This is a genomic window from Nonomuraea typhae (assembly GCF_009760925.1).
Taxonomy (GTDB): Bacteria; Actinomycetota; Actinomycetes; order Streptosporangiales; family Streptosporangiaceae; genus Nonomuraea; species Nonomuraea typhae.
Window position 1 is genome coordinate 237925 of sequence record NZ_VRLV01000008.1, and the last position, 17571, is coordinate 255495.

Consider the following 17571-nt stretch of genomic DNA (forward strand, 5'->3'; position numbering starts at 1 on the left):
CCGTGGCCGACCGGGGGCGTCCATCTTTACTGATGATCGACGTTCCGATTGGCCAGAGCACAGTCTAGGGGGAAGACTGGCATGGAACGTCCATAACGGAAACAAAACGATTGTGCGGCTACACTTGGGGCTGACATGAGTTGCGAAGACCTCGTCTGCGCGCAGTGCGCCCATCCGGTCATCGAGGGCCGATGCGCGCTGTGCCGTGCCAACCGTGAGCGGATGCACAATCAGGGCTTCGGCGGCCTTTCACCCGCCGTCGTCGTCTTTGTGCTGCTCCTCCTGCTCTTTTTCGCCCTGGCGGCCCGGCACCTAGTCGGTGCCTGACTCCTGGCGGCGCATCCAGCGGATCTCCGACTCGATGAACTCGTCGAGGTCGCCGTCCAGGACGGCTGTCGGGTTGCCCGCCTCGGTGCCGGTGCGCAGGTCCTTCACGATCTGGTACGGGTGCAGGACGTAGTTGCGGATCTGCGTGCCCCATGACGTGGTGGTGGCGCCGCGCAGCTCCGACATCTTCTCCGCCTCCTCCTGCCGCTTGCGCTCGAGCAGCTTGGCCTGGAGGACGGCCATGGCGGTGGCGCGGTTCTGCAGCTGGGAGCGCTCGTTCTGGCAGGAGACCACGATGCCGGACGGCAGGTGGGTGATGCGGACGGCCGAGTCGGTGGTGTTGACGCCCTGGCCGCCGGGTCCGCTGGAGCGGTAGACGTCGACGCGGATCTCGTCCTCGATGATGTCGATGTGGTCGGTCTGCTCCACGACCGGGACGATGTCCACGCCGGCGAAGGAGGTCTGGCGGCGGCCCTGGTTGTCGAAGGGGCTGATGCGCACCAGGCGATGGGTGCCGTGCTCGCCACGCAGCGTGCCGTACGCGTAGGGGGCCTTGACGGTGAAGGTGGCCGACTTGATCCCGGCCTCTTCCGCGTAGGAGGTCTCGTAGACCTCGGTGGAGTAGTTCTTGCGCTCGGCCCAGCGCAGGTACATGCGCAGCAGCATCTCCGCCCAGTCGGCCGCGTCGACGCCGCCGGCCTGGGAGTTGATCGTGATCAGCGCCTCGCGGGCGTCGTACTCGCCCGACAGCAGGGTGCGGACCTCCATGGCGCCGATGTCGGAGCGCAGCGTGACAAGTTCCTTGTCGGCTTCGGCGCGGGTGTCGTCGTCGCCTTCCTCGGCGGCCAGTTCGTAGAGGACCGTGAGGTCGTCCAGCCGCCTGGCCAGGCCCTCGACCCGGTTGAGTTCGCCCTGCAGATGGGAGAGCTTGCTCGTGACCTTCTGCGCCTTCTCGGGGTCGTCCCAGAGGTCCGGCGCGGCGACCTGCTCCTCGAGCTCCGCGATCTGCTTGCGCATAGCGTCGAGGTCGAGCACGTCCTGGATGTTGCGGAGCGTGTTCGCGAGCTCGCTGATCTCTTCTGCCGGATCCTTGTCTGCCACGTCTCCCAAGGGTACGCGACCCTCGCCCGCCCCAATAACATGGCGAGGTGCGTGCATATGGTCGGCGGAAGGTGCTGGCGCTCGCCGTCGGCCTGCTGGCCGGGGCGGTCGCCTGTTCTGGCACGCCATCCGGGACGCCGACGCCCCAGGCCGCGGGCGTCACCCGCGCGCCGGTCAGCGCCTCGCCCACCCCTTCTCCCTCGCCCACGGCGCCGCCGATCACGCCGGAGGAGGCGCGCGAGGTCTTCACCGCTTTCACCGCCTCCGACAACGTGCTGCGCGCCGCGGCCGCCCGCGGCTACAGCACGCTGAAGCTGGAGGGCGACCTCACCCGCGACGGTCAGAAGGAGCTCACCGCGGCCGCTTTCACCGCCAGCGGCAACCGTCCGCCGCAGCGGGTGTGGGGCGAGCCCGAGCTGCTGGTCCCGCGCTTCCGGCCGGAGGAGAAGGCGCCGTGGTTCAGCGTGCTGGTGCCGCGCGACGGGCGGCCGACGTTCCTGGTCTTCGCCAGGTCCGGTGCGCGGTGGTACCTCGGCTCGGCGGCGGAGGTGCAGCGCGGCGCCGGCCTGCCGGAGGTGGAGGTCGACGCGCAGGGGTATGCGACGCTGGTGCCGTCCGACGACAAGAGCGTGCTGATCGGCCCCAAGCTCATGGCCCCGCTGCACGCGACGGTGGCCGAGGCGGGCAAGAAGGGCGTCGCCGCCGACTTGCTGTCCGACGGGCCGTACACCACGGACATCGCCGCGCGGATCGCCGAGGACCGCAGCGTGTGGAAGCGCGGGGGCTACTTCTACAACCCCATCGTGAGCGCCAGCGAGTATCCCGTGTACGCCCTGCGCACCAAGGACGGCGGCGCCTTCGTCCAGTACACCCTGACCAGGAACATCACCGTGGAGCCGCGGATCGGAAGCGCCGTGAGCGACGGCATCCCCGTGCCCGACACCGCCCGGTGGGCGATCAAGGGAGATCGGCTCAAGAGTTCCCTGAAGATGTCCGAGATCCACCAGTACGCGACGTCCATCCCGCCGGCTTCCTCGAAGAGCCGCGCCATCGTCATCGCCCACGACGGCGGCATGATCCGCGCGTTCGGGAAATAACCCCTCTGGTACGGCGGAGCGTCCCGGCCACCGGTGAGCCGGGACGCCGTACCTCGTCTATTCCGTGTGCGGCAGGCTCGTGGAGGAGACCAGCGTCCGGATGGCGCGCAGGGCGACCGACAGCGTGGCCAGGTCGAAGTTGTCGCTCTCCCAGATCTCCGACAGCGTCTGCTTGGCCCGGCCGACCGCCGCGGAGTTGGCCTCCGACCAGCGGGCCAGGCGTTCCTCGGGTGAGGTGCCCGGCACGGTGTGGGCCAGCACGTCGCGGGTCAGCGCGGCGTGGGCGGCGTAGAGGTCGTCGCGCAGGGCGGAGCGGGCCATCGCGTTCCACCGGTTGTCACGCGGCAGGGCGATGACGCGCTCGCGCAACTGGGCGAGCTGGATGCGGTCGGCGAGGTCGAAGTAGACCTCGGCCACCTCGTTGACCGGCCGGTCGACGAGCGAGCCGACCTCGACGAGGTCGAAGGTGGAGTACGCGGGGACCATGGCGGCCACGCGCTCGGCCAGCTCAATCGGCACGCCGCGGGCCACGAACGCGTCGCGGCGCTCTTCGAAGGCGGCCAGGTCGGGCCCGGTCAGCAGCTTGGGCATGTGCGACAGGAGCCCGTTGACGCCCTTGACGAAGAAGTTCACCGAGCCGGCCAGGTCGAGCGGCGGGCGGCGGTTGTTGAGCAGCCAGCGGGTGCCGCGCTCGGCGAGTTTGCGGGCCTCCAGCAGCATCGCGATCTGCGTGCTGGTGTCAACCTTGTTGTCCAGTTCCTCGACCGCGCGGTAGAAGCTCGACAGGTCGAAGACCTCGCGGGTGACCAGCCAGGCGCGCACGATGTCGGGGGTGGAGGCGCCGGTCTCCTCGCCGAGGCGGAACATGAACGTGGTGCCCGCGGAGTTGACCAGCTCGTTCACCACGCAGGTGGTGATGATCTCGCGGCGCAGCGGGTGGGCGTCCATGTAGCTGCGGAAGCGCTCGCGCAGCGCGGACGGGAAGTACGACACCAGCCACGGGGCCAGCGCCGGGTCGTCCGGCAGGTCGGAGTTCAGCAGTTCGGCGTCCACGACGAGCTTGGTGTAGGCGAGCAGGACGGAGAACTCCGGCGCGGTCAGCCCGAGCCTGGCCTGGCGGCGTTCGGCGAGCTGCTTGTCGGAGGGCAGGAACTCCAGCTCGCGGCTGACCAGCCCTTCCCGTTCCAGTTTGCGCAGGTAACGGGCGTGGATGTGGAGCATCTCCGGCCCTTGCGCGCGGGCGCCGGCCAGGACCACGTTCTGGTTGTAGTTGTCACGCAGGACCAGCTCGGCGACCTCGTCGGTCATCGAGGTGAAGACCTGGTTGCGCTGCTTGTCGGTCAGCTCGCCGTCGCGCACCACCTGGTCGAGCAGGATCTTGATGTTGACCTCGTGGTCGGAGGTGTCCACGCCGGCGGAGTTGTCGATGAAGTCGGTGTTGACCAGGCCGCCGTTGAGTGCGAACTCGATGCGGGCGAGCTGGGTGAAGCCCAGGTTGCCGCCCTCGCCGATGACCTTGCAGCGCAGGTCGGCGGCGTTGATGCGCAGGCCGTCGTTGGCCTTGTCGCCGACGTCGGCGTTGGACTCGGCGCCGGCCTTGACGTAGGTGCCGATGCCGCCGTTCCACAGCAGGTCCACCGGGGCCTTCAGGATGGCGCTGATCAGGTCGTTGGGCGCCATCGAGGTGACGCCTTCGGCGATGCCCAGGGCCTGGCGGACCTGCGGGGTGATCGGGATGGACTTGGCCGTGCGCGGGAACACGCCGCCGCCGGCCGAGATGAGCTCGCTGGAGTAGTCCTCCCAGGAGCTGCGCGGCAGGGTGAACAGGCGCTGCCGTTCGGCGAAGGAACGGGCGGCGTCGGGGGTGGGGTCGACGAAGATGTGCCGGTGGTCGAAGGCGGCCACGAGCCGGATGTGCTGCGAGAGCAGCATGCCGTTGCCGAAGACGTCGCCGGACATGTCGCCGATGCCGGCGACGGTGAAGTCGGTGTGCTGGATGTCCACGCCCATGGTGCGGAAGTGGTACTTCACCGACTCCCACGCGCCGCGTGCGGTGATGCCCATGGCCTTGTGGTCGTAGCCGACGGAGCCGCCGGAGGCGAACGCGTCGCCCAGCCAGAAGCCGTACTCCTTGGCCACGCTGTTGGCGATGTCGGAGAACGTCGCGGTGCCCTTGTCCGCGGCGACGACCAGGTAGGTGTCGTCGCCGTCGTGCCGGACGGTGTCCGGCGGCGGCACGACCTTGCCGTCCACGAGGTTGTCGGTGACGTCGAGCAGGCCGGAGATGAAGGTCCGGTAGCAGGCGATGCCCTCGGCCATCAGCTCCTCGCGGCCTCCGCCGACCGGCGGCCGCTTGACCACGAACCCGCCCTTCGACCCGGTCGGCACGATGACGGTGTTCTTCACCATCTGCGCCTTGACCAGGCCGAGGATCTCGGTCCTGAAGTCCTCCATGCGGTCCGACCAGCGCAGGCCGCCGCGGGCGACCTTGCCGAAGCGCAGGTGCACGCCCTCGACCCGCGGCGAGTAGACGAAGATCTCGTACTTCGGCCGGGGCAGCGGCAGCACGCTGATCGCCAGCGGGTCGAACTTCAGCGCGATGTACGGCTTGCGCTGCCCGTCCGGCCCGGTCTGGAAGTAGTTCGTGCGCAGGGTGGCCTGGATCATCTCCAGGTAGGCGCGCAGGATGCGGTCCTCGTCCAGGGAGGCGACCTCGTCGAGGGCGCCCAGGATCTCCTCGTTGAGCGCCTCGACCAGGTCCTCGCGGACGTCGTCGGCCCGCCGCGGGTCGAGCCTGGCCTCGAACAGGCGCACCAGCAGCCGCGCCAGCCGTACGTTGCCCCCGAGGACGCGTTCCATGTAGCGCTGGCTGAAGGTGGTGCCGGCCTGGCGCAGGTACTTGGCGTAGACGCGCAGGATCTCGACCTGTTCCCAGGTGAGCCCGCCCGACAGCACCAGCGCGTTGAAGTTGTCGGCCTGGACCTCGCCCTTCCACAGGGCCGACAGGGCGTCCTGGAACAGGCGCTTGAAGTCGTTGCGATCGACCTCGGGCGAGGGTTTGTAGTGCAGGCCGAAGTCGTAGATCCAGGCGTTCTTGGTCTCCGGGTCGTTGTCCCGGTCGACCTCGTAGGGGCGCTCGTCCACGACCTCGACGCCGAGGCGCTGGATGAGCGGGAGCACCTTGGACAGCGAGATCGGGGTGCCGAGCTTGTAGATCTTCAGCCGGCGCTCGCCCTCGGTGGCGTCATACGGCTCGTAGAGGTTGATCCCGACCTCGTCGTCGGGCGTGCCGGCGAGTTGTTCCAGGCGGCGCAGGTCGACCACGGCCATCTTGGGCGGGAAGTCGGCTTTGTAGCCCTCGGGGAAGGCGGACTGGTAGCGGCGGATCAGCCCGGGGCCCTCCTCCTCGGTGGTCATCTCGGTGATGGCGGTGGCCAGGTCGTCCTCCCAGGAGCGGGTGATCGCGGCCAGGCGCGCCTCCAGCTCCTCGACGTCCACGGTGGGCGGCGGGAGCTGCTTGCCGCGCTCCCCGCGCACCACCACGTGCAGGCGGGCCAGGGCGGATTCGCCGATCATCGCGCTGTAGTCGAGCGTGCTGCCGCCGAGCGCCTTGAGCAGCAGCTCCTGCATCTTGAGCCGGACCTTCGTGGTGTAGCGGTCGCGCGGCAGGTAGATGAGGCAGGAGATGTAGCGGCCGTAGTCGTCGCGGCGCAGGAAGAGCCTGACCTGCTTGCGCTCGCGCAGGCGCAGCACGCCCAGGGCGATCGGCACGAGCTGCTCGACCGAGGTCTGGAACAGCTCGTCGCGCGGGAAGGTCTCCAGGATCTCGATGAGGTCCTTGCCGTCATGGCTGTCGGCGGCCAGGCCGGCCTTCTCCAGCACTTCGGCGAGCTTACGGCGCAGCACGGGGATGCGGGAGATCGACTCGTTGTAGGCGACGTGGGTGAACAGGCCCAGGAAGCGGCGCTCGCCGATGACCTCGCCCTCGGGCGAGAACAGCTTGACGCCGATGTAGTCCAGGTAGGCGGCCCGGTGCACGGTGGCGCGCGAGTTGGCCTTGGTGATGATGAGCAGCTGCTTCTCGCGGGCCTTGGCGCGCACTTCGGCCGGCAGCGCGGAGAAGCTCTCCGAGCCGACCCTGTCGTCGCGCAGGATGCCGAGCGCGGCCCCGGGCAGGGAGCGCAGCTCGTCGCCGTGCTCGGTGTGCTCCAGGCGGTACTCGCGGTAGCCGAGGAAGGTGAAGTGCCCGTCGGCGAGCCAGCGCAGCAGGTCGAGGCTGTCCTCGACCTCGGCAGGCTCCAGCGGCGGCGGGTTGAGGGTGAGGTCCTCCGCGGTCTGTACGGCCAGCGCGCGCATCTTGGCGAAGTCCTCGACGGCGTGGCGGACGTCGGCCAGCACGCGCTGGAGGTCGGCCTCGATCCCCTTGAGCGCCTCGGGGTCGCCCTGGCGGTCGATCTCGATGTGCATCCAGCTCTCGACCAGCATCTGCCCGGTCACGTCCTCCTGGCCGCGGCCGAGCATCTTGCCCGTCATGTCGCGGCGCACCCGCATCTGGGGGTGGACGACAAGGTGGATGCCGAAATCGTGGCGATCCAGCTCCATCGTCACGGAGTCCACGAGGAACGGCATGTCATCGGTGACCACCTCGACCACCGAGTGGCCGGGGTCCCAGCCGTTGTCCTCCAAGGTGGGCGTGAACGCCCTGACCACCGCCCTGCCCTGGGGTCGCACCTCGGCCAGCTGCTTGTGCGACATCGCCGGGCCGTACACGTCAATGGGGTTGCGGTCGAGCAGATCCTCCGGGGCCACATGGCGGTAATAGACGCGCAGGAACGCCAGCGCGTCCTCGGGGGTCACATGGTCGTTTCCGGCGGCGCATCTCTGGGCGGCTCGCTGGAGCAGCTCGTCCTTGGCCTCGTCGAGCGGCATGTCGCTCTCACTCCTTTGTGAGGGTTTGCCAAATTTCGCCTGTCTTTTCATAGCCAGGCTCTTAATTCCCAAAGCAGGGGAAAGTAGTGCAAACGGGTCCTACCGCGCAGGTAGGGCGCACCGGTCGAACCGCCGGTGCCGGATTTGGTGCCGATCTGGCGCTCGACCATCTGGACGTGACGCGTGCGCCACAGCTGCGCGGTCTCGTCGTGGGTCAGCAGGTCTTCGGCCAGTTGCCACAGGTCATCGTGCGAACTGCGGTCTCTCGCCACGGCCAGCAGCGAGTCCGCGATCTCGGCGTCGGAGACCGGCAGGCCACGCTGGGAGAGGGCGGTGAGATAAGCATCCCACAGAGTGGGCTCGGCCAGGCGTCTGCGCAGCCTGGCGAGTTCTTCGTCGCCGGCATCGCGCAGGCGCTGGAGATAGCGCTCGTCCTTCGCGCCGGACAGGAACTCCAGCTCGCGGAACTGCACCGACTGGAATCCGCTGGCCGGGGCCAGCTTCGCGCGGAACTCCAGGAAGTCCTGGGGCGTCATCGTCTCCAGGACCTCGACCTGCTCGACGAGCACCCGCTCGACCGCGTGCACGCGCTTGAAGAGGTGCCGGGCCTGCCACAGTTCGCCGTTGAACATGGCCGCGCGGGCACCCTCCAGCTCGTGCAGGAGGAGCTTGAACCAGAGCTCGTACACCTGGTGGACGGTGATGAACAGCAGCTCGTCGGGAGCCTGCGACTGGGGCTGCTGCTGTGCGAGCAGCTCGGGTAGACGCAGGTAGCCGCCATAGGACAGCCGCCCGCCCTCTTCGCCGAACTGCCTGTCAGGGGGGTCAGCGTTGAACCCCACCGGGCACCTCCCCCAGATCTCACCACCGATACCACCTGAAAAGCCTCACTACGTCAATGTGAGTCTTCCGAGGCCGTGGGGGAATGTTTGAGTCCGTCCAGCAGCTCGGGAACCTCGTTCAGCTCCACGAGCTGCTCCTGACAGTCGGGGCACGACTCGAGGTGGCGCTCGAATGCCTCATGCTCCTCTTCGTCCAGGACGCCGAGGACGTAAGCGGCCACCTCGTGGTGCATCAGCCAGCTGCCCCCTTCTCCCGCAGAAGTTCACGCAGTGCCCTGATCCCGTAGTACAGCCGGGACTTGACAGTGCCGGGCGGGATCCCCAGAATCTCCGCCGCTTCACTTATCGTACGATCCCGTAGGTAGGTCTGTTCAATGACTTCGCGGTGTTCGTCCGAGAGCTCACGGAGCGCGTCGGCGACCACGATCGCCGACAGCGCCCTGTCAGACGCGTCGGGGACGGCGACGGTGTCCACCTCCGGAGGCTCGACCTCCTGCGGCCGAGCGCTTCTACGGCGACGCCCGTCGATCACGATGCGGCGGGCCACTGTCAGCAGCCACGCCCAGATGAGGCTCGGTTCCCATTGCAGTCGCGCCGAATTCCGCCAGGCACGGACGATCGTCTCCTGGACGACATCCTCCGCCCATTGGAGGTCGTTTCCGGTCGCCTTGCGCACGTGACGCAGAAGCGGGCCGCGAAACTCCTGGTAGAGCACCAAGATGCGATGCTCCTCGTCGGCGTCTGTACCGTCGAAGTGAGCTAGCACGGCCCACATCTTTACACCTTCGTTACCAGATGGGTAGTCACTCCGATAACTCCAGTCAATTTGGACTATCTACCCCCATCCGCTGAACCGGCCCCCCGAAACCCGCGTATCCCCGACCATGCGTAGGTTTCGCCGTCGCCTTGGGACCGGAGAGTTCCTGATGCTCGGCTCGTTCGCCGCCGCGGCGGCCGTGACGGTCGTCCTGGTGCTGCCTCCCGGCAGCACCACGGCCCAGGCGGGCTGGACGATGGCCGACTCGGGCCCGCTCGGACCCGCCGACCGCGACCTGCTGGTCAAGGTACGGCAGGCCGGACTCTGGGAGATCCCGACCAGCCAGCAGGCCCAGCAGCGTGGCCAGAGCGCCCGCTTGAAGGAGGTCGCCGGTCACATCATCGAAGATCATCTCAAGCTCGATGTCGAGACGAGGGCCGTGGCGGCCAAGCTCAACGTCCCGCTGCCCAGCGCCCCGTCGGCCGACCAGCAGACCTGGATGGCGCAGATCTCCGCCGCCTCCCCCGCCAACTACGACAGCGAATACACCAACCTGCTGCGCCAGGCGCACGGCAAGGTCTTCGCGGTCGTGGCGCTGGTCCGGGCGGGGACACGCAACGACGAGGTCAGGAAGTTCGCCGCCAAGGCGAACGCCGCCGTGCTCCGGCACATGACGCTGCTGGAGTCCATCGGCCTGGTCAATTACTCCGAGCTGCCAGAACCCCCGGCACCGCGCTGACCCTCTAAGGAGTGACGCGATGAGCAGATCCAAACCGGTGGCTGCGGCCGTGTCCGCGCTGGCCCTGGTGGCCGGCGGGCTGGTGTCCGCGGCCGTCATCGGCGTGGCGGCACCCGCACGGGCCGACCACTGCGACCCGGCCGAACAGGGCCGCCAGCAGACCCAGCAGGACAACCAGAACCGCAACCAGAACCGCAACCAGAACCGCGACCAGAACCGGCAGAACGCCCAGAACCCCGACCAGAATCAGCAAGACGCCCAGAACCCCGATCCCAACCTCGAGCAGAACCCCGATCAGGACGCCCAGAACCGCAACCAAGACCCCAACCAGAACCCGCAGAACCCAGACCAGAACAACCCGAACAACCCGAACGACCCGAACGACCCGAACGACGAGACCGGCCAGAACGGTCAGGATTCCCAGAACGGTCAGGACAACCAGAACCTCAACCAGAACCGCCAAGACTCCCAAGACCCGCAGAACCCTAACCAGAACGACCCGAACGACCCCAACGACCCCTCTCAGGACCCGTCCGAGCAGCCCTCCCAGCCCGCCGACAACGAGGCGGAGGAGTGCGCCGACCTGGGCCCGTTCCTGGAGGACTTCATCGACATCCGCCGCGTGCCCCCGAACTCCCGCGGCAACCTCCTGCAGACCAGGGGCTCGTTCGTCTCCGCCTGCGGGACCAACGGCAACGGCCACAACAACCCCGACAACTTCATCGTGGCCCCCGGCGTCCGCAACGGCGCCCATCACCTGCACGACTACGTGGGCAACGTCTCCACGGACGCCTTCTCCACCGACCAGAGCCTGGCCGCCGCCGGCACCACCTGCCGGTTCAACGACCGATCCACCTACTTCTGGCCGGTGCTGCGCGACAGGAAGGTCGACGACAACGTCAGCGACCCGGACGGCAACGTCGGCAGGGTGCTCCGCCCCCGATCGGTCACCCTGCAGTTCCGCAACAACACCAGCAGCCGGGTGGTGGCCATGCCGAGGTTCCTCAGGCTGATCACCGGTGACGCCAAGGCGGCCACGAACGGCGGCGCCAACGCGCGGGCCGCATGGACCTGCACCGGCTTCACCAACCGGATCACCACCAAGTACCCGCTCTGCCCGCGTTCCAGCCAGGTGGTGCGCCTCCTGGACTTCCCGAGTTGCTGGGACGGCCAGAACACCGACAGCGCCAACCACCGCACGCACGTGGTCTTCCCCCAGAACGGCCGCTGCCCGCAGGGCACCAGGGCGGTCCCCCAGCTCCGGATGGTCCTGACGTACAGCGTCCCCCAGGGAGCCTCGTACGCCCTGGACGCCTTCCCCGAACAGAAACACAACCCGGTCACCGACCACGCCGACTTCGCCAACGTGATGCCGGACCGGCTGATGGCCTTCGCCGTCAACTGCATCAACCGCGGGCGCCGCTGCTAGCGCCACAGCGCCGCCGCTCTTCCCCGAGTCGCACCCTCAACCGACCCTGGGAGGGAACGAATGCTCCACCGACGAAATCCCCGGCATGCGCCGTCCAAGCTGGACACGCGGCCCGTCCGCGTCGGGCTGACCGCCTCGCTCGCCGCGCTGCTGCTGTCCGGATACGCGCTGGTCAGATCGCCGCGCGGGTTGGAACTGCTGGGCTTCCTCGATTTCTACGCGGGCGTGATCGCCCTGGTGACGCTGACCGCGACCGTGGCGCTCGGCCTGGTCGCCACCGAGCGGGTCTTCCTTTCCGCGCGCCTGCGCGTGTATGCCCAGTACGCCCATCGGGTCGCGGCCATGGTCTCGATGGCGGCGCTGGTCGTCCACGTGGCGTTCAAGGTTCAGCGCCCCCTGGTCCTGGGCGCGATCGCCGCCGGGCTCCTCGTCATCTCCACGACCAGCGGGGTGTTGCGCCGCATGTTCGCCGGTTCACCGCAGCCGTGGATCTGGCGTTCGCTGCACGCCTGCGCCTACCTGGCCTGGCCGATCGCCGTCCTGCACGGCCTGACCGCGGGGCGGCCGCCGGCCGCGTGGGTCTCCTGGTCGTACGTGGCCTGCCTGGCCACCGTGGGCGCCGCCCTGCTGGTGCGGGTGGTGGCCACGATGGTGCGGCCGCCGGCCGTACCCGAAGAGGTGGAGGCGCCGACGGCGGTCGCGGCGAGCGCGGAGCCCGCGCGGCCCGAAGCGCCCGTCAGTCTGGACGCCGCACGCCGGAAGTACCGGGCAGCCGGTTGAGAAGGGAGCACTCCACATGATTCCCCACAGGGTGCCGAACGTGCAGCGGCTCGGCCCCGCGCGGCTCACCGCCGGCCTCGACCACTGCCGGCGCCTGGACCTGCCCGCCCACCGCACCGTCCACGGCACACCCGCCCCGCGCGACCTGGAGAACCTCATCGCCCAGGTCGAAGAGGTCGACCTGCGCGGCAGGGGCGGCGCCGCCTTCCCCTTCGGCCGCAAGCTGCGCGCGGTCTCCGAGGCGGCGGGCGCGCGCGAGAGCGTCGTGCTGGTCAACGCCGTCGAAGGCGAACCGGCCAGCTCGAAGGACGCCATGCTCCTCGTCAGAACCCCGCACCTGGTCCTCGACGGCGCCGTGCTCACCGCCGAGGCCCTGCACGCGCGCGAAGTGGTCATCGCCACCGTCGAAGGCGAGGTGGGGCAGGCGTCCATGGCCGCCGCGGTGGCCGAACGCAAAGCCGCCGCCGTCGCCGGCGCCGAGGAGAGCCACCTGCGCATCCGGGTCGTCGGGCTGCCGGAACGGTTCGTCTCCGGCGAGGGCGGCGCGCTGGTCCGCGGAGTCAACGGCCTCGACGCGATGCCACCGGGCCGCAAACGCCGCGCCAGCTCCTCAGGCGTGAACGGCCTGCCCACCCTCCTGTCCAACGCCGAAACCTTCGCCCAGGTGGCCGTCCTGGCCGAACTCGGCGCCGCGGGATACGCCGACGCCGGCACCTCCCGCGAACCCGGCACCCTCCTGCTGACCGTGAGCGGAGGCGCCGCCACCGAGTCGGTGGTCGAAGTAGCCGCCGGCATGCCCCTGTCCACGGTCCTGGACCTGTGCGAAGCGGAACCCGGCGACGGCGTCCTGGTAGGCGGCTACCACGGCGCCTGGCTGGAACCCTCGGTAGCCGCGGCGGCAACCATCTCCCGCGAAGGCATGAAACTGGCCGGAGGCGAACTGGGAGCCGGCATCGTCGTCCCGGTAGGCACCACCACCTGCCCCCTGGGCGAAGCCGCCCGCGTCGCCTCCTACCTGTCGGCCCAGTCCTCCGGCCAGTGCGGCCCCTGCCGCCTCGGCCTGCCCGACGTGGCCCGCGCCCTCTGCACGCTGGCCGACGGCTCCGGATCCCCCGACACGGTACGGCGGGCCGTACGCGCCATCGAAAGACGCGGCGCCTGCTTCCACCCCGACGGCACGGCCAGATTCATCCTCTCGGCCCTGGACGTGTTCGCCGACGACATCACCGCCCACCGGGACGGCGGCACCTGCGGCCGCCCAGTCCGCGGCATCCTCCCCTTACCGGAGGCCACCCCGGAACCCGAATACCGCCTGGACGTGGACTGGACCCGCTGCCAGGGCCACGGCCTGTGCGCCCACCTGCTACCGGAGTTCGTCGACCTGGACGACTTCGGCTACCCGAGCTTCCGCCCAGTACCGGCCTGGATGGCCAAGGAGGCCAAGCGCACCGTCAGCATGTGCCCCGCCCTCGCCCTCCGCCTGGCATGAAAACCAAGGTCCCCACACCCGAAAGGCAGTGGTTCCCGCCTCCTGCCCACCCCAGCAGGAGGCGGCTCAGCCAGCCGGCCAAGCTCCCGGGACCCGTCCCAGGGTCACGATGCGACAGTGCTGAGGACGTCGCGGAGCAGGCGAGGAGGAGACATGCCAGAAGTACCGACCGGCCGGGTGGCATGGCTGGGCGTGGTGGCCCTGTCCGCAGTGCTCGTAGGGTGCGGATCCACCACCGAAGAAGCGGCCGCCCCCACCACCACGACCCCGGCGGCAACCCCACCCACACCCACAACCCCGTCACCGTCGGCGTCCCTAGCCCCGAAGCCGAAACCCACCCCGCTCCCCCGGGCAAAGGACGGCAGGAGCCTCAGAGCCTGTCACGACGCCAGGTGCGAAGTTCTGGTCACCGACGGCCAGACCATTACCCTGAACGACAAATGGGGCCTGACTCCCATCGAAATCGCCGTCGAGGACAACGCCGTCGACTTCACCTGCTCCACCATCGACGGAATGCAGGTGAACCTCATGCGGCAACGACCCGATCAAGGCGGCCCCAGCAAAATCAACGACCTCACCTTCAGAGTGATAGCAGTCAAGGGAAAGCGCGCAGTGGTCAAGATTTCGCACTGACGCCGGCCGTACCGAATCCCGCCTTGGCGGGCTGGGTGACCGCGAGCTTTCGAGCCAGCCGCAGCCGATAGGCATCGAGCACCACCGCCACCAGGATGACCAGCCCGGTGATGATCTGCCGCTCGAAGTCCGAAACCCCCATGAGCAGCAGTCCATTGGTCAGCACGCCCAGCAGGCAGGCGCCCAGAAAGGTACCGACCATGGACCCGCGCCCGCCCATCAGCGAGGCTCCGCCGATGACGACGGCGGCGATCGCGTTCAGCTCGTACCCCTGCCCCAGAATCGGGCTGGCGATGTTGAGCCGGGCCATGTAGAGAATGGCCGCCACCCCGACGGTGAACCCGGCGATCACGAAGGCGGCGATTTTGATGCGCGAGGTCTTGTGCCCGGAAAGGCGTACGGCTTCTTCGTTGTTGCCGGTGGCGTAGATGAGCCGCCCGAAAACAGTCCGTGAAAGCACGAACCAGCCAAGTCCGGCCAGGACCAGCGCCACCCAGAACACCGCCGGAATGCCCACGAGGGTCAGCGTTCCGAAATCGTTCAGGGCGGCGGGCAGGTTGTAGATGGTCGCCGCGTCGGTGTAGCGCTCGGCGGCGCCCCGGGCGATGTTGAGCATGGCGAGGGTCACGATGAACGACGGCACCCGCCACTGCTCGGATATGAACCCGTTGAGCCAGCCGACCGCGCCACCGACCAGCATGCTCACCAGGATCGCGCCGATCAGGACGCCCGCGGACGACGACCCGGCCATCATCGTGCCCGAGACGACGGCGCACAGCGCCATGGCCGAGCCGACCGACAGGTCGATCCCGCCGACGAGGATGACGAAGGTCATGCCGACCGCCAGCACGGTGTTCAGCGTGATCTGGGTCATGATGTTGCGCAGGTTCTGCTCGGTGGCGAAGTTCGGGGCGGCGAGCACGAAGAAGCCCGCGAGCAGCACCAGGGCGACGCCGATGCCCGCCTCGCCGAGGACGAGCCTTTTGATCATGGTGTGTCACCGTTCTTGAGGTAGCCCGAGTAGGCCAGGGTGAGGATGCGTTCGGCGTCGAAGTCCGCTCTGGCGACCTCTCCGGCGATCTTGCCGCGGGAGAAGACGAGGATGCGGTCGCAGATGCCCATCAGTTCCGGCAGGTCGGAGGAGACCACGAGCAGGGCCTTGCCCTCCTCGGCCAGGCCGAGGAGCAGCTCGTGGATCTCGTACTTGGCGCCGACGTCGATGCCGCGGGTGGGCTCGTCCACGATGAGGACGTCGGATCCGGCGTTGAGCCATTTGGCCAGCACGACCTTCTGCTGGTTGCCGCCCGACAACGTCCTGACCTGCTGGGACACTCCGGCCGAGCGCAGGTGGAGGCGGGCGCCGAGCCCTTCGGCCAGGGCGCGTTCGCGGGTGAACGACAGCAGGACGCCGCGCAGCTTGGCCAGCGTGACGTTGGCGCTGATCGGCAGGTCGAGGACGAGTCCCTGCGACTTGCGGTCCTCGGTGAGCAGGCTGATGCCGTGCTTCACGGCGTCCTTCGGGTGCCGGATGCGCACGCTCTTCCCGCGCAGGGCGATGGTCCCGGCGACGGCGGGGTCCGCGCCGAAGATCGCCCGCATGGTCTCGGTACGGCCGGCGCCGACGAGACCGGCGAATCCCACGACCTCCCCCGCCCGCACCGAGAACGAGATCGGCCCCGCGAACCCGTTCACCCGCAGCCCGGAGACCTTGAGCACCTCGCGGCCCTCCGGGCGGTCGGGCAGCGGCGGGTACTCCTGGGCCAGGTCGCGGCCGACCATGGCCCGCACCAGGTCCGGCGCGGTGACCCCGGCCATGTCGCGGCTCTCCACGCTCCTGCCGTTGCGCAGCACCGTGACCCGGTCGGCCAGTTCCAGCACCTCCTGCAGGTGGTGCGAGATGTAGATGATCGCCACGCCGCGTTCGCGCAGCGACCGCAGGATCCCGAACAGCCGTCCGGCCTCGCGGGAGGTGAGGGTGGCGGTCGGCTCGTCCATGATGAGCAGCCTGCACTCGGTGGAGATGGCCTTCGCGATCTCCACGAGCTGCATCTGCGCGATGCCCAGCCGCTCCACGGGCGTGTCCGGCGCCACGTCCAGGCCGACCTCGTCCAGCAGCCTGGCCGCGCCGGCGCGCAGCCGCCCGCGGTCCACCACCCCGGCCCGGCGCGGCAGCCCGCGCAGGAAGAGGTTCTCGGCCACGGTCAGGTACGGCAGCAGCGCGAGCTCCTGGTGCACGACCGAGATCCCGGCGGCCAGCGCGTCAGCGGCCCCCGACGGCGTGTACGGCCGGCCGTCGAAGGTCATCGTGCCCGCGTCCGGCATGTGGATCCCGGCCAGGGCCTTGACCAGCGTGGACTTGCCCGCGCCGTTCTCCCCGACGAGCGCGTGGATCTCACCGGCCCGAACGTCCAGGTCGACGCCGTCGAGCGCGAGCACGCCGGGGAAGCGCTTGACCAGGCCGCTGACCCGCATCATCCGGCGTTGTCCTTGGTGATCAGCTTGATCTCGGTCTTCTGCCAGCCGCTGAGGTTCTCGCCGCCGATCATCTTCATCGCGTAGTCGATGCCGTTGGCCGCCTGCTGCGCGCCGTACTGGTCGAGGGTGGCGACGACGGCGCCGCTCTTCACGTACGGCCCGATGGCCGGGATGTTGTCGAACGCGGCCACCTTGATCTGGTCCTTCTTGCCCTGCTCCTCGATGGCCTTGAGGGCGCCGAGCGCCATGTTGTCGTTGGCGGCCAGGACGCCCTTGATGTTCGGGTGGGCGGTGAGCATGTTGCCGAAGACGGTGTGGGCCTCGTTGGTCTCCCAGTGGGCGGTCTTGGAGTCGGCCAGTTTGAGGCCGCCCTCCTTGATCGCGTCCTCGAACCCGGCCTTGCGCTGGGCGGCGTTGGCCGCGCCCGGGTTGCCCTCGAGGATCACCACCTCGGCGCCCTTTCCGACCGCCTTGACCAGCTCCATCCCCGACTGCTTGGCGCCTTCGCGGTTGTCCGGCCCGACGAACGGCACCTTGTCCGCGATCCCGGCGGCCCGCATCGCGCCCTCTTCGAGCTGAACGTCGATGTTGACCACCTTCACCCCTGAGTCCACGGCCCGCTTGATCGGCGCCACCAGCGCCCGCGAGTCGGCCGGCGCGATCACGACCGCCTTGGCCTGCTGCGTCACGCACTTCTCGATCGCGGCGACCTGGTTGTCGATGTCGGTCTCGTTCTGGATGCCGACCACGCTGAGCGTGAGGTCACCGCGCTTGGCCGCGTGCTCCTCCGCGCCCTTCTGCATCTGCTGGAAGAACTCGTTGGCCAGCGACTTCATCACCAGGCACACGCCCGGCTTCTCCCCCGGCTGCGGCGCCGCGGCGCTCTGGCCGCCGGTGCCGCCTTCCCTGCCGCACGCGGCGAGCGCGAGGGCCAGACCGGCCACTGCGACGATCTTCTTGTTCATGTGGTGCC

At 69.0% G+C, this 17571-nt stretch carries 15 protein-coding genes; 7 read left to right on the top strand and 8 right to left on the bottom strand.

What is annotated here, in order from left to right:
- Positions 1–135: 135 nt before the first annotated feature.
- The gene (locus tag FVE25_RS29830; RefSeq protein ID WP_157250413.1) at positions 136–327 is read left to right on the top strand and encodes a hypothetical protein; all 192 of its coding nucleotides are present in this window, start codon (positions 136–138) and stop codon (positions 325–327) included.
- On the opposite strand, the gene prfB is transcribed toward FVE25_RS29830, so the two are convergent.
- Positions 313–1428, bottom strand: a complete 1116-nt coding sequence (gene prfB, locus FVE25_RS29835; RefSeq protein WP_157250414.1) for a peptide chain release factor 2 — start codon at positions 1426–1428, stop codon at positions 313–315. The genes FVE25_RS29830 and prfB overlap by 15 nt on opposite strands.
- A 47-nt stretch (positions 1429–1475) precedes the next feature.
- On the opposite strand from prfB, the gene FVE25_RS29840 reads away from it, so the two are divergent.
- Complete coding sequence (locus tag FVE25_RS29840) at positions 1476–2525, top strand: DUF8094 domain-containing protein (RefSeq protein ID WP_157250415.1); 1050 nt, start codon at positions 1476–1478, stop codon at positions 2523–2525.
- Between the two features lie 57 nt (positions 2526–2582).
- Here the strand turns inward: FVE25_RS29840 and FVE25_RS29845 are convergent, their stop codons facing one another.
- The 4 genes from FVE25_RS29845 to FVE25_RS29860 are packed head-to-tail and all read right to left on the bottom strand — an operon-like array spanning position 2583 to position 9071.
- Positions 2583–7454, bottom strand: a complete 4872-nt coding sequence (locus FVE25_RS29845; RefSeq protein ID WP_157250416.1) for an NAD-glutamate dehydrogenase — start codon at positions 7452–7454, stop codon at positions 2583–2585.
- A 47-nt stretch (positions 7455–7501) separates the two neighbouring features.
- Positions 7502–8296, bottom strand: coding sequence for a tryptophan 2,3-dioxygenase (locus FVE25_RS29850; protein WP_157250417.1), 795 nt, complete (start codon positions 8294–8296; stop codon positions 7502–7504).
- A gap of 53 nt (positions 8297–8349) precedes the next feature.
- Positions 8350–8529, bottom strand: coding sequence for a zf-HC2 domain-containing protein (locus tag FVE25_RS29855; RefSeq protein WP_157250418.1), 180 nt, complete (start codon positions 8527–8529; stop codon positions 8350–8352).
- Positions 8529–9071, bottom strand: coding sequence for a sigma-70 family RNA polymerase sigma factor (locus FVE25_RS29860; RefSeq protein ID WP_157250419.1), 543 nt, complete (start codon positions 9069–9071; stop codon positions 8529–8531). The genes FVE25_RS29855 and FVE25_RS29860 overlap by 1 nt, the downstream gene beginning before the upstream one ends.
- Before the next feature lie 151 nt (positions 9072–9222).
- On the opposite strand from FVE25_RS29860, the gene FVE25_RS29865 reads away from it, so the two are divergent.
- The 5 genes from FVE25_RS29865 (at position 9223) to FVE25_RS29885 (ending at position 14123) form a co-directional block, all read left to right on the top strand.
- Entirely contained in the window at positions 9223–9792 is a 570-nt protein-coding gene (locus tag FVE25_RS29865) for a DUF4142 domain-containing protein (protein ID WP_246267638.1), read from the top strand.
- 19 nt (positions 9793–9811) lie between these two features.
- Positions 9812–11221: a DUF1996 domain-containing protein gene (locus tag FVE25_RS29870; protein ID WP_157250421.1), complete on the top strand. Its 1410-nt coding sequence runs from the start codon at positions 9812–9814 to the stop codon at positions 11219–11221.
- 60 nt (positions 11222–11281) lie between these two features.
- Positions 11282–12001 carry a ferric reductase-like transmembrane domain-containing protein gene (locus tag FVE25_RS29875; protein WP_157250422.1) on the top strand — a complete coding sequence of 240 codons (720 nt, stop codon included), beginning with the start codon at positions 11282–11284 and terminating at the stop codon, positions 11999–12001.
- A 16-nt stretch (positions 12002–12017) separates the two neighbouring features.
- The gene (locus tag FVE25_RS29880) at positions 12018–13490 is read left to right on the top strand and encodes an NADH-quinone oxidoreductase subunit NuoF family protein (RefSeq protein WP_157250423.1); all 1473 of its coding nucleotides are present in this window, start codon (positions 12018–12020) and stop codon (positions 13488–13490) included.
- Between the two features lie 153 nt (positions 13491–13643).
- Positions 13644–14123, top strand: coding sequence for a hypothetical protein (locus FVE25_RS29885; protein WP_157250424.1), 480 nt, complete (start codon positions 13644–13646; stop codon positions 14121–14123).
- Here FVE25_RS29885 and FVE25_RS29890 read toward each other — a convergent pair.
- The 3 genes from FVE25_RS29890 to FVE25_RS29900 are packed head-to-tail and all read right to left on the bottom strand — an operon-like array spanning position 14107 to position 17563.
- Complete coding sequence (locus FVE25_RS29890; protein WP_157250425.1) at positions 14107–15114, bottom strand: ABC transporter permease; 1008 nt, start codon at positions 15112–15114, stop codon at positions 14107–14109. The two genes, FVE25_RS29885 and FVE25_RS29890, sit on opposite strands and share 17 nt — an antisense overlap.
- On the bottom strand, positions 15111–16598 hold the full coding sequence (locus FVE25_RS29895) for a sugar ABC transporter ATP-binding protein (RefSeq protein WP_157250426.1): 1488 nt from the start codon (positions 16596–16598) through the stop codon (positions 15111–15113). Before FVE25_RS29895 ends, FVE25_RS29890 begins: the two co-directional genes overlap by 4 nt.
- Positions 16595–17563, bottom strand: a complete 969-nt coding sequence (locus FVE25_RS29900) for a sugar ABC transporter substrate-binding protein (RefSeq protein WP_157250427.1) — start codon at positions 17561–17563, stop codon at positions 16595–16597. Before FVE25_RS29900 ends, FVE25_RS29895 begins: the two co-directional genes overlap by 4 nt.
- Between the last annotated feature and the right edge of the window lie 8 nt (positions 17564–17571).

Bases quoted from the DNA above. Each gene is read 5' to 3' on its own strand.
- FVE25_RS29885 (WP_157250424.1), top strand. From the start codon at position 13,644: ATGCCAGAAGTACCGACCGGCCGGGTGGCATGGCTGGGCGTGGTGGCC.
- FVE25_RS29890 (WP_157250425.1), bottom strand. From the start codon at position 15,114: ATGATCAAAAGGCTCGTCCTCGGCGAGGCGGGCATCGGCGTCGCCCTG.
- FVE25_RS29875 (WP_157250422.1), top strand. From the start codon at position 11,282: ATGCTCCACCGACGAAATCCCCGGCATGCGCCGTCCAAGCTGGACACG.
- FVE25_RS29895 (WP_157250426.1), bottom strand. From the start codon at position 16,598: ATGATGCGGGTCAGCGGCCTGGTCAAGCGCTTCCCCGGCGTGCTCGCG.
- FVE25_RS29900 (WP_157250427.1), bottom strand. From the start codon at position 17,563: ATGAACAAGAAGATCGTCGCAGTGGCCGGTCTGGCCCTCGCGCTCGCC.
- FVE25_RS29845 (WP_157250416.1), bottom strand. From the start codon at position 7,454: ATGCCGCTCGACGAGGCCAAGGACGAGCTGCTCCAGCGAGCCGCCCAG.
- FVE25_RS29880 (WP_157250423.1), top strand. From the start codon at position 12,018: ATGATTCCCCACAGGGTGCCGAACGTGCAGCGGCTCGGCCCCGCGCGG.
- FVE25_RS29860 (WP_157250419.1), bottom strand. From the start codon at position 9,071: ATGTGGGCCGTGCTAGCTCACTTCGACGGTACAGACGCCGACGAGGAG.
- FVE25_RS29855 (WP_157250418.1), bottom strand. From the start codon at position 8,529: ATGCACCACGAGGTGGCCGCTTACGTCCTCGGCGTCCTGGACGAAGAG.
- FVE25_RS29870 (WP_157250421.1), top strand. From the start codon at position 9,812: ATGAGCAGATCCAAACCGGTGGCTGCGGCCGTGTCCGCGCTGGCCCTG.
- FVE25_RS29865 (WP_246267638.1), top strand. From the start codon at position 9,223: ATGCTCGGCTCGTTCGCCGCCGCGGCGGCCGTGACGGTCGTCCTGGTG.
- FVE25_RS29830 (WP_157250413.1), top strand. From the start codon at position 136: ATGAGTTGCGAAGACCTCGTCTGCGCGCAGTGCGCCCATCCGGTCATC.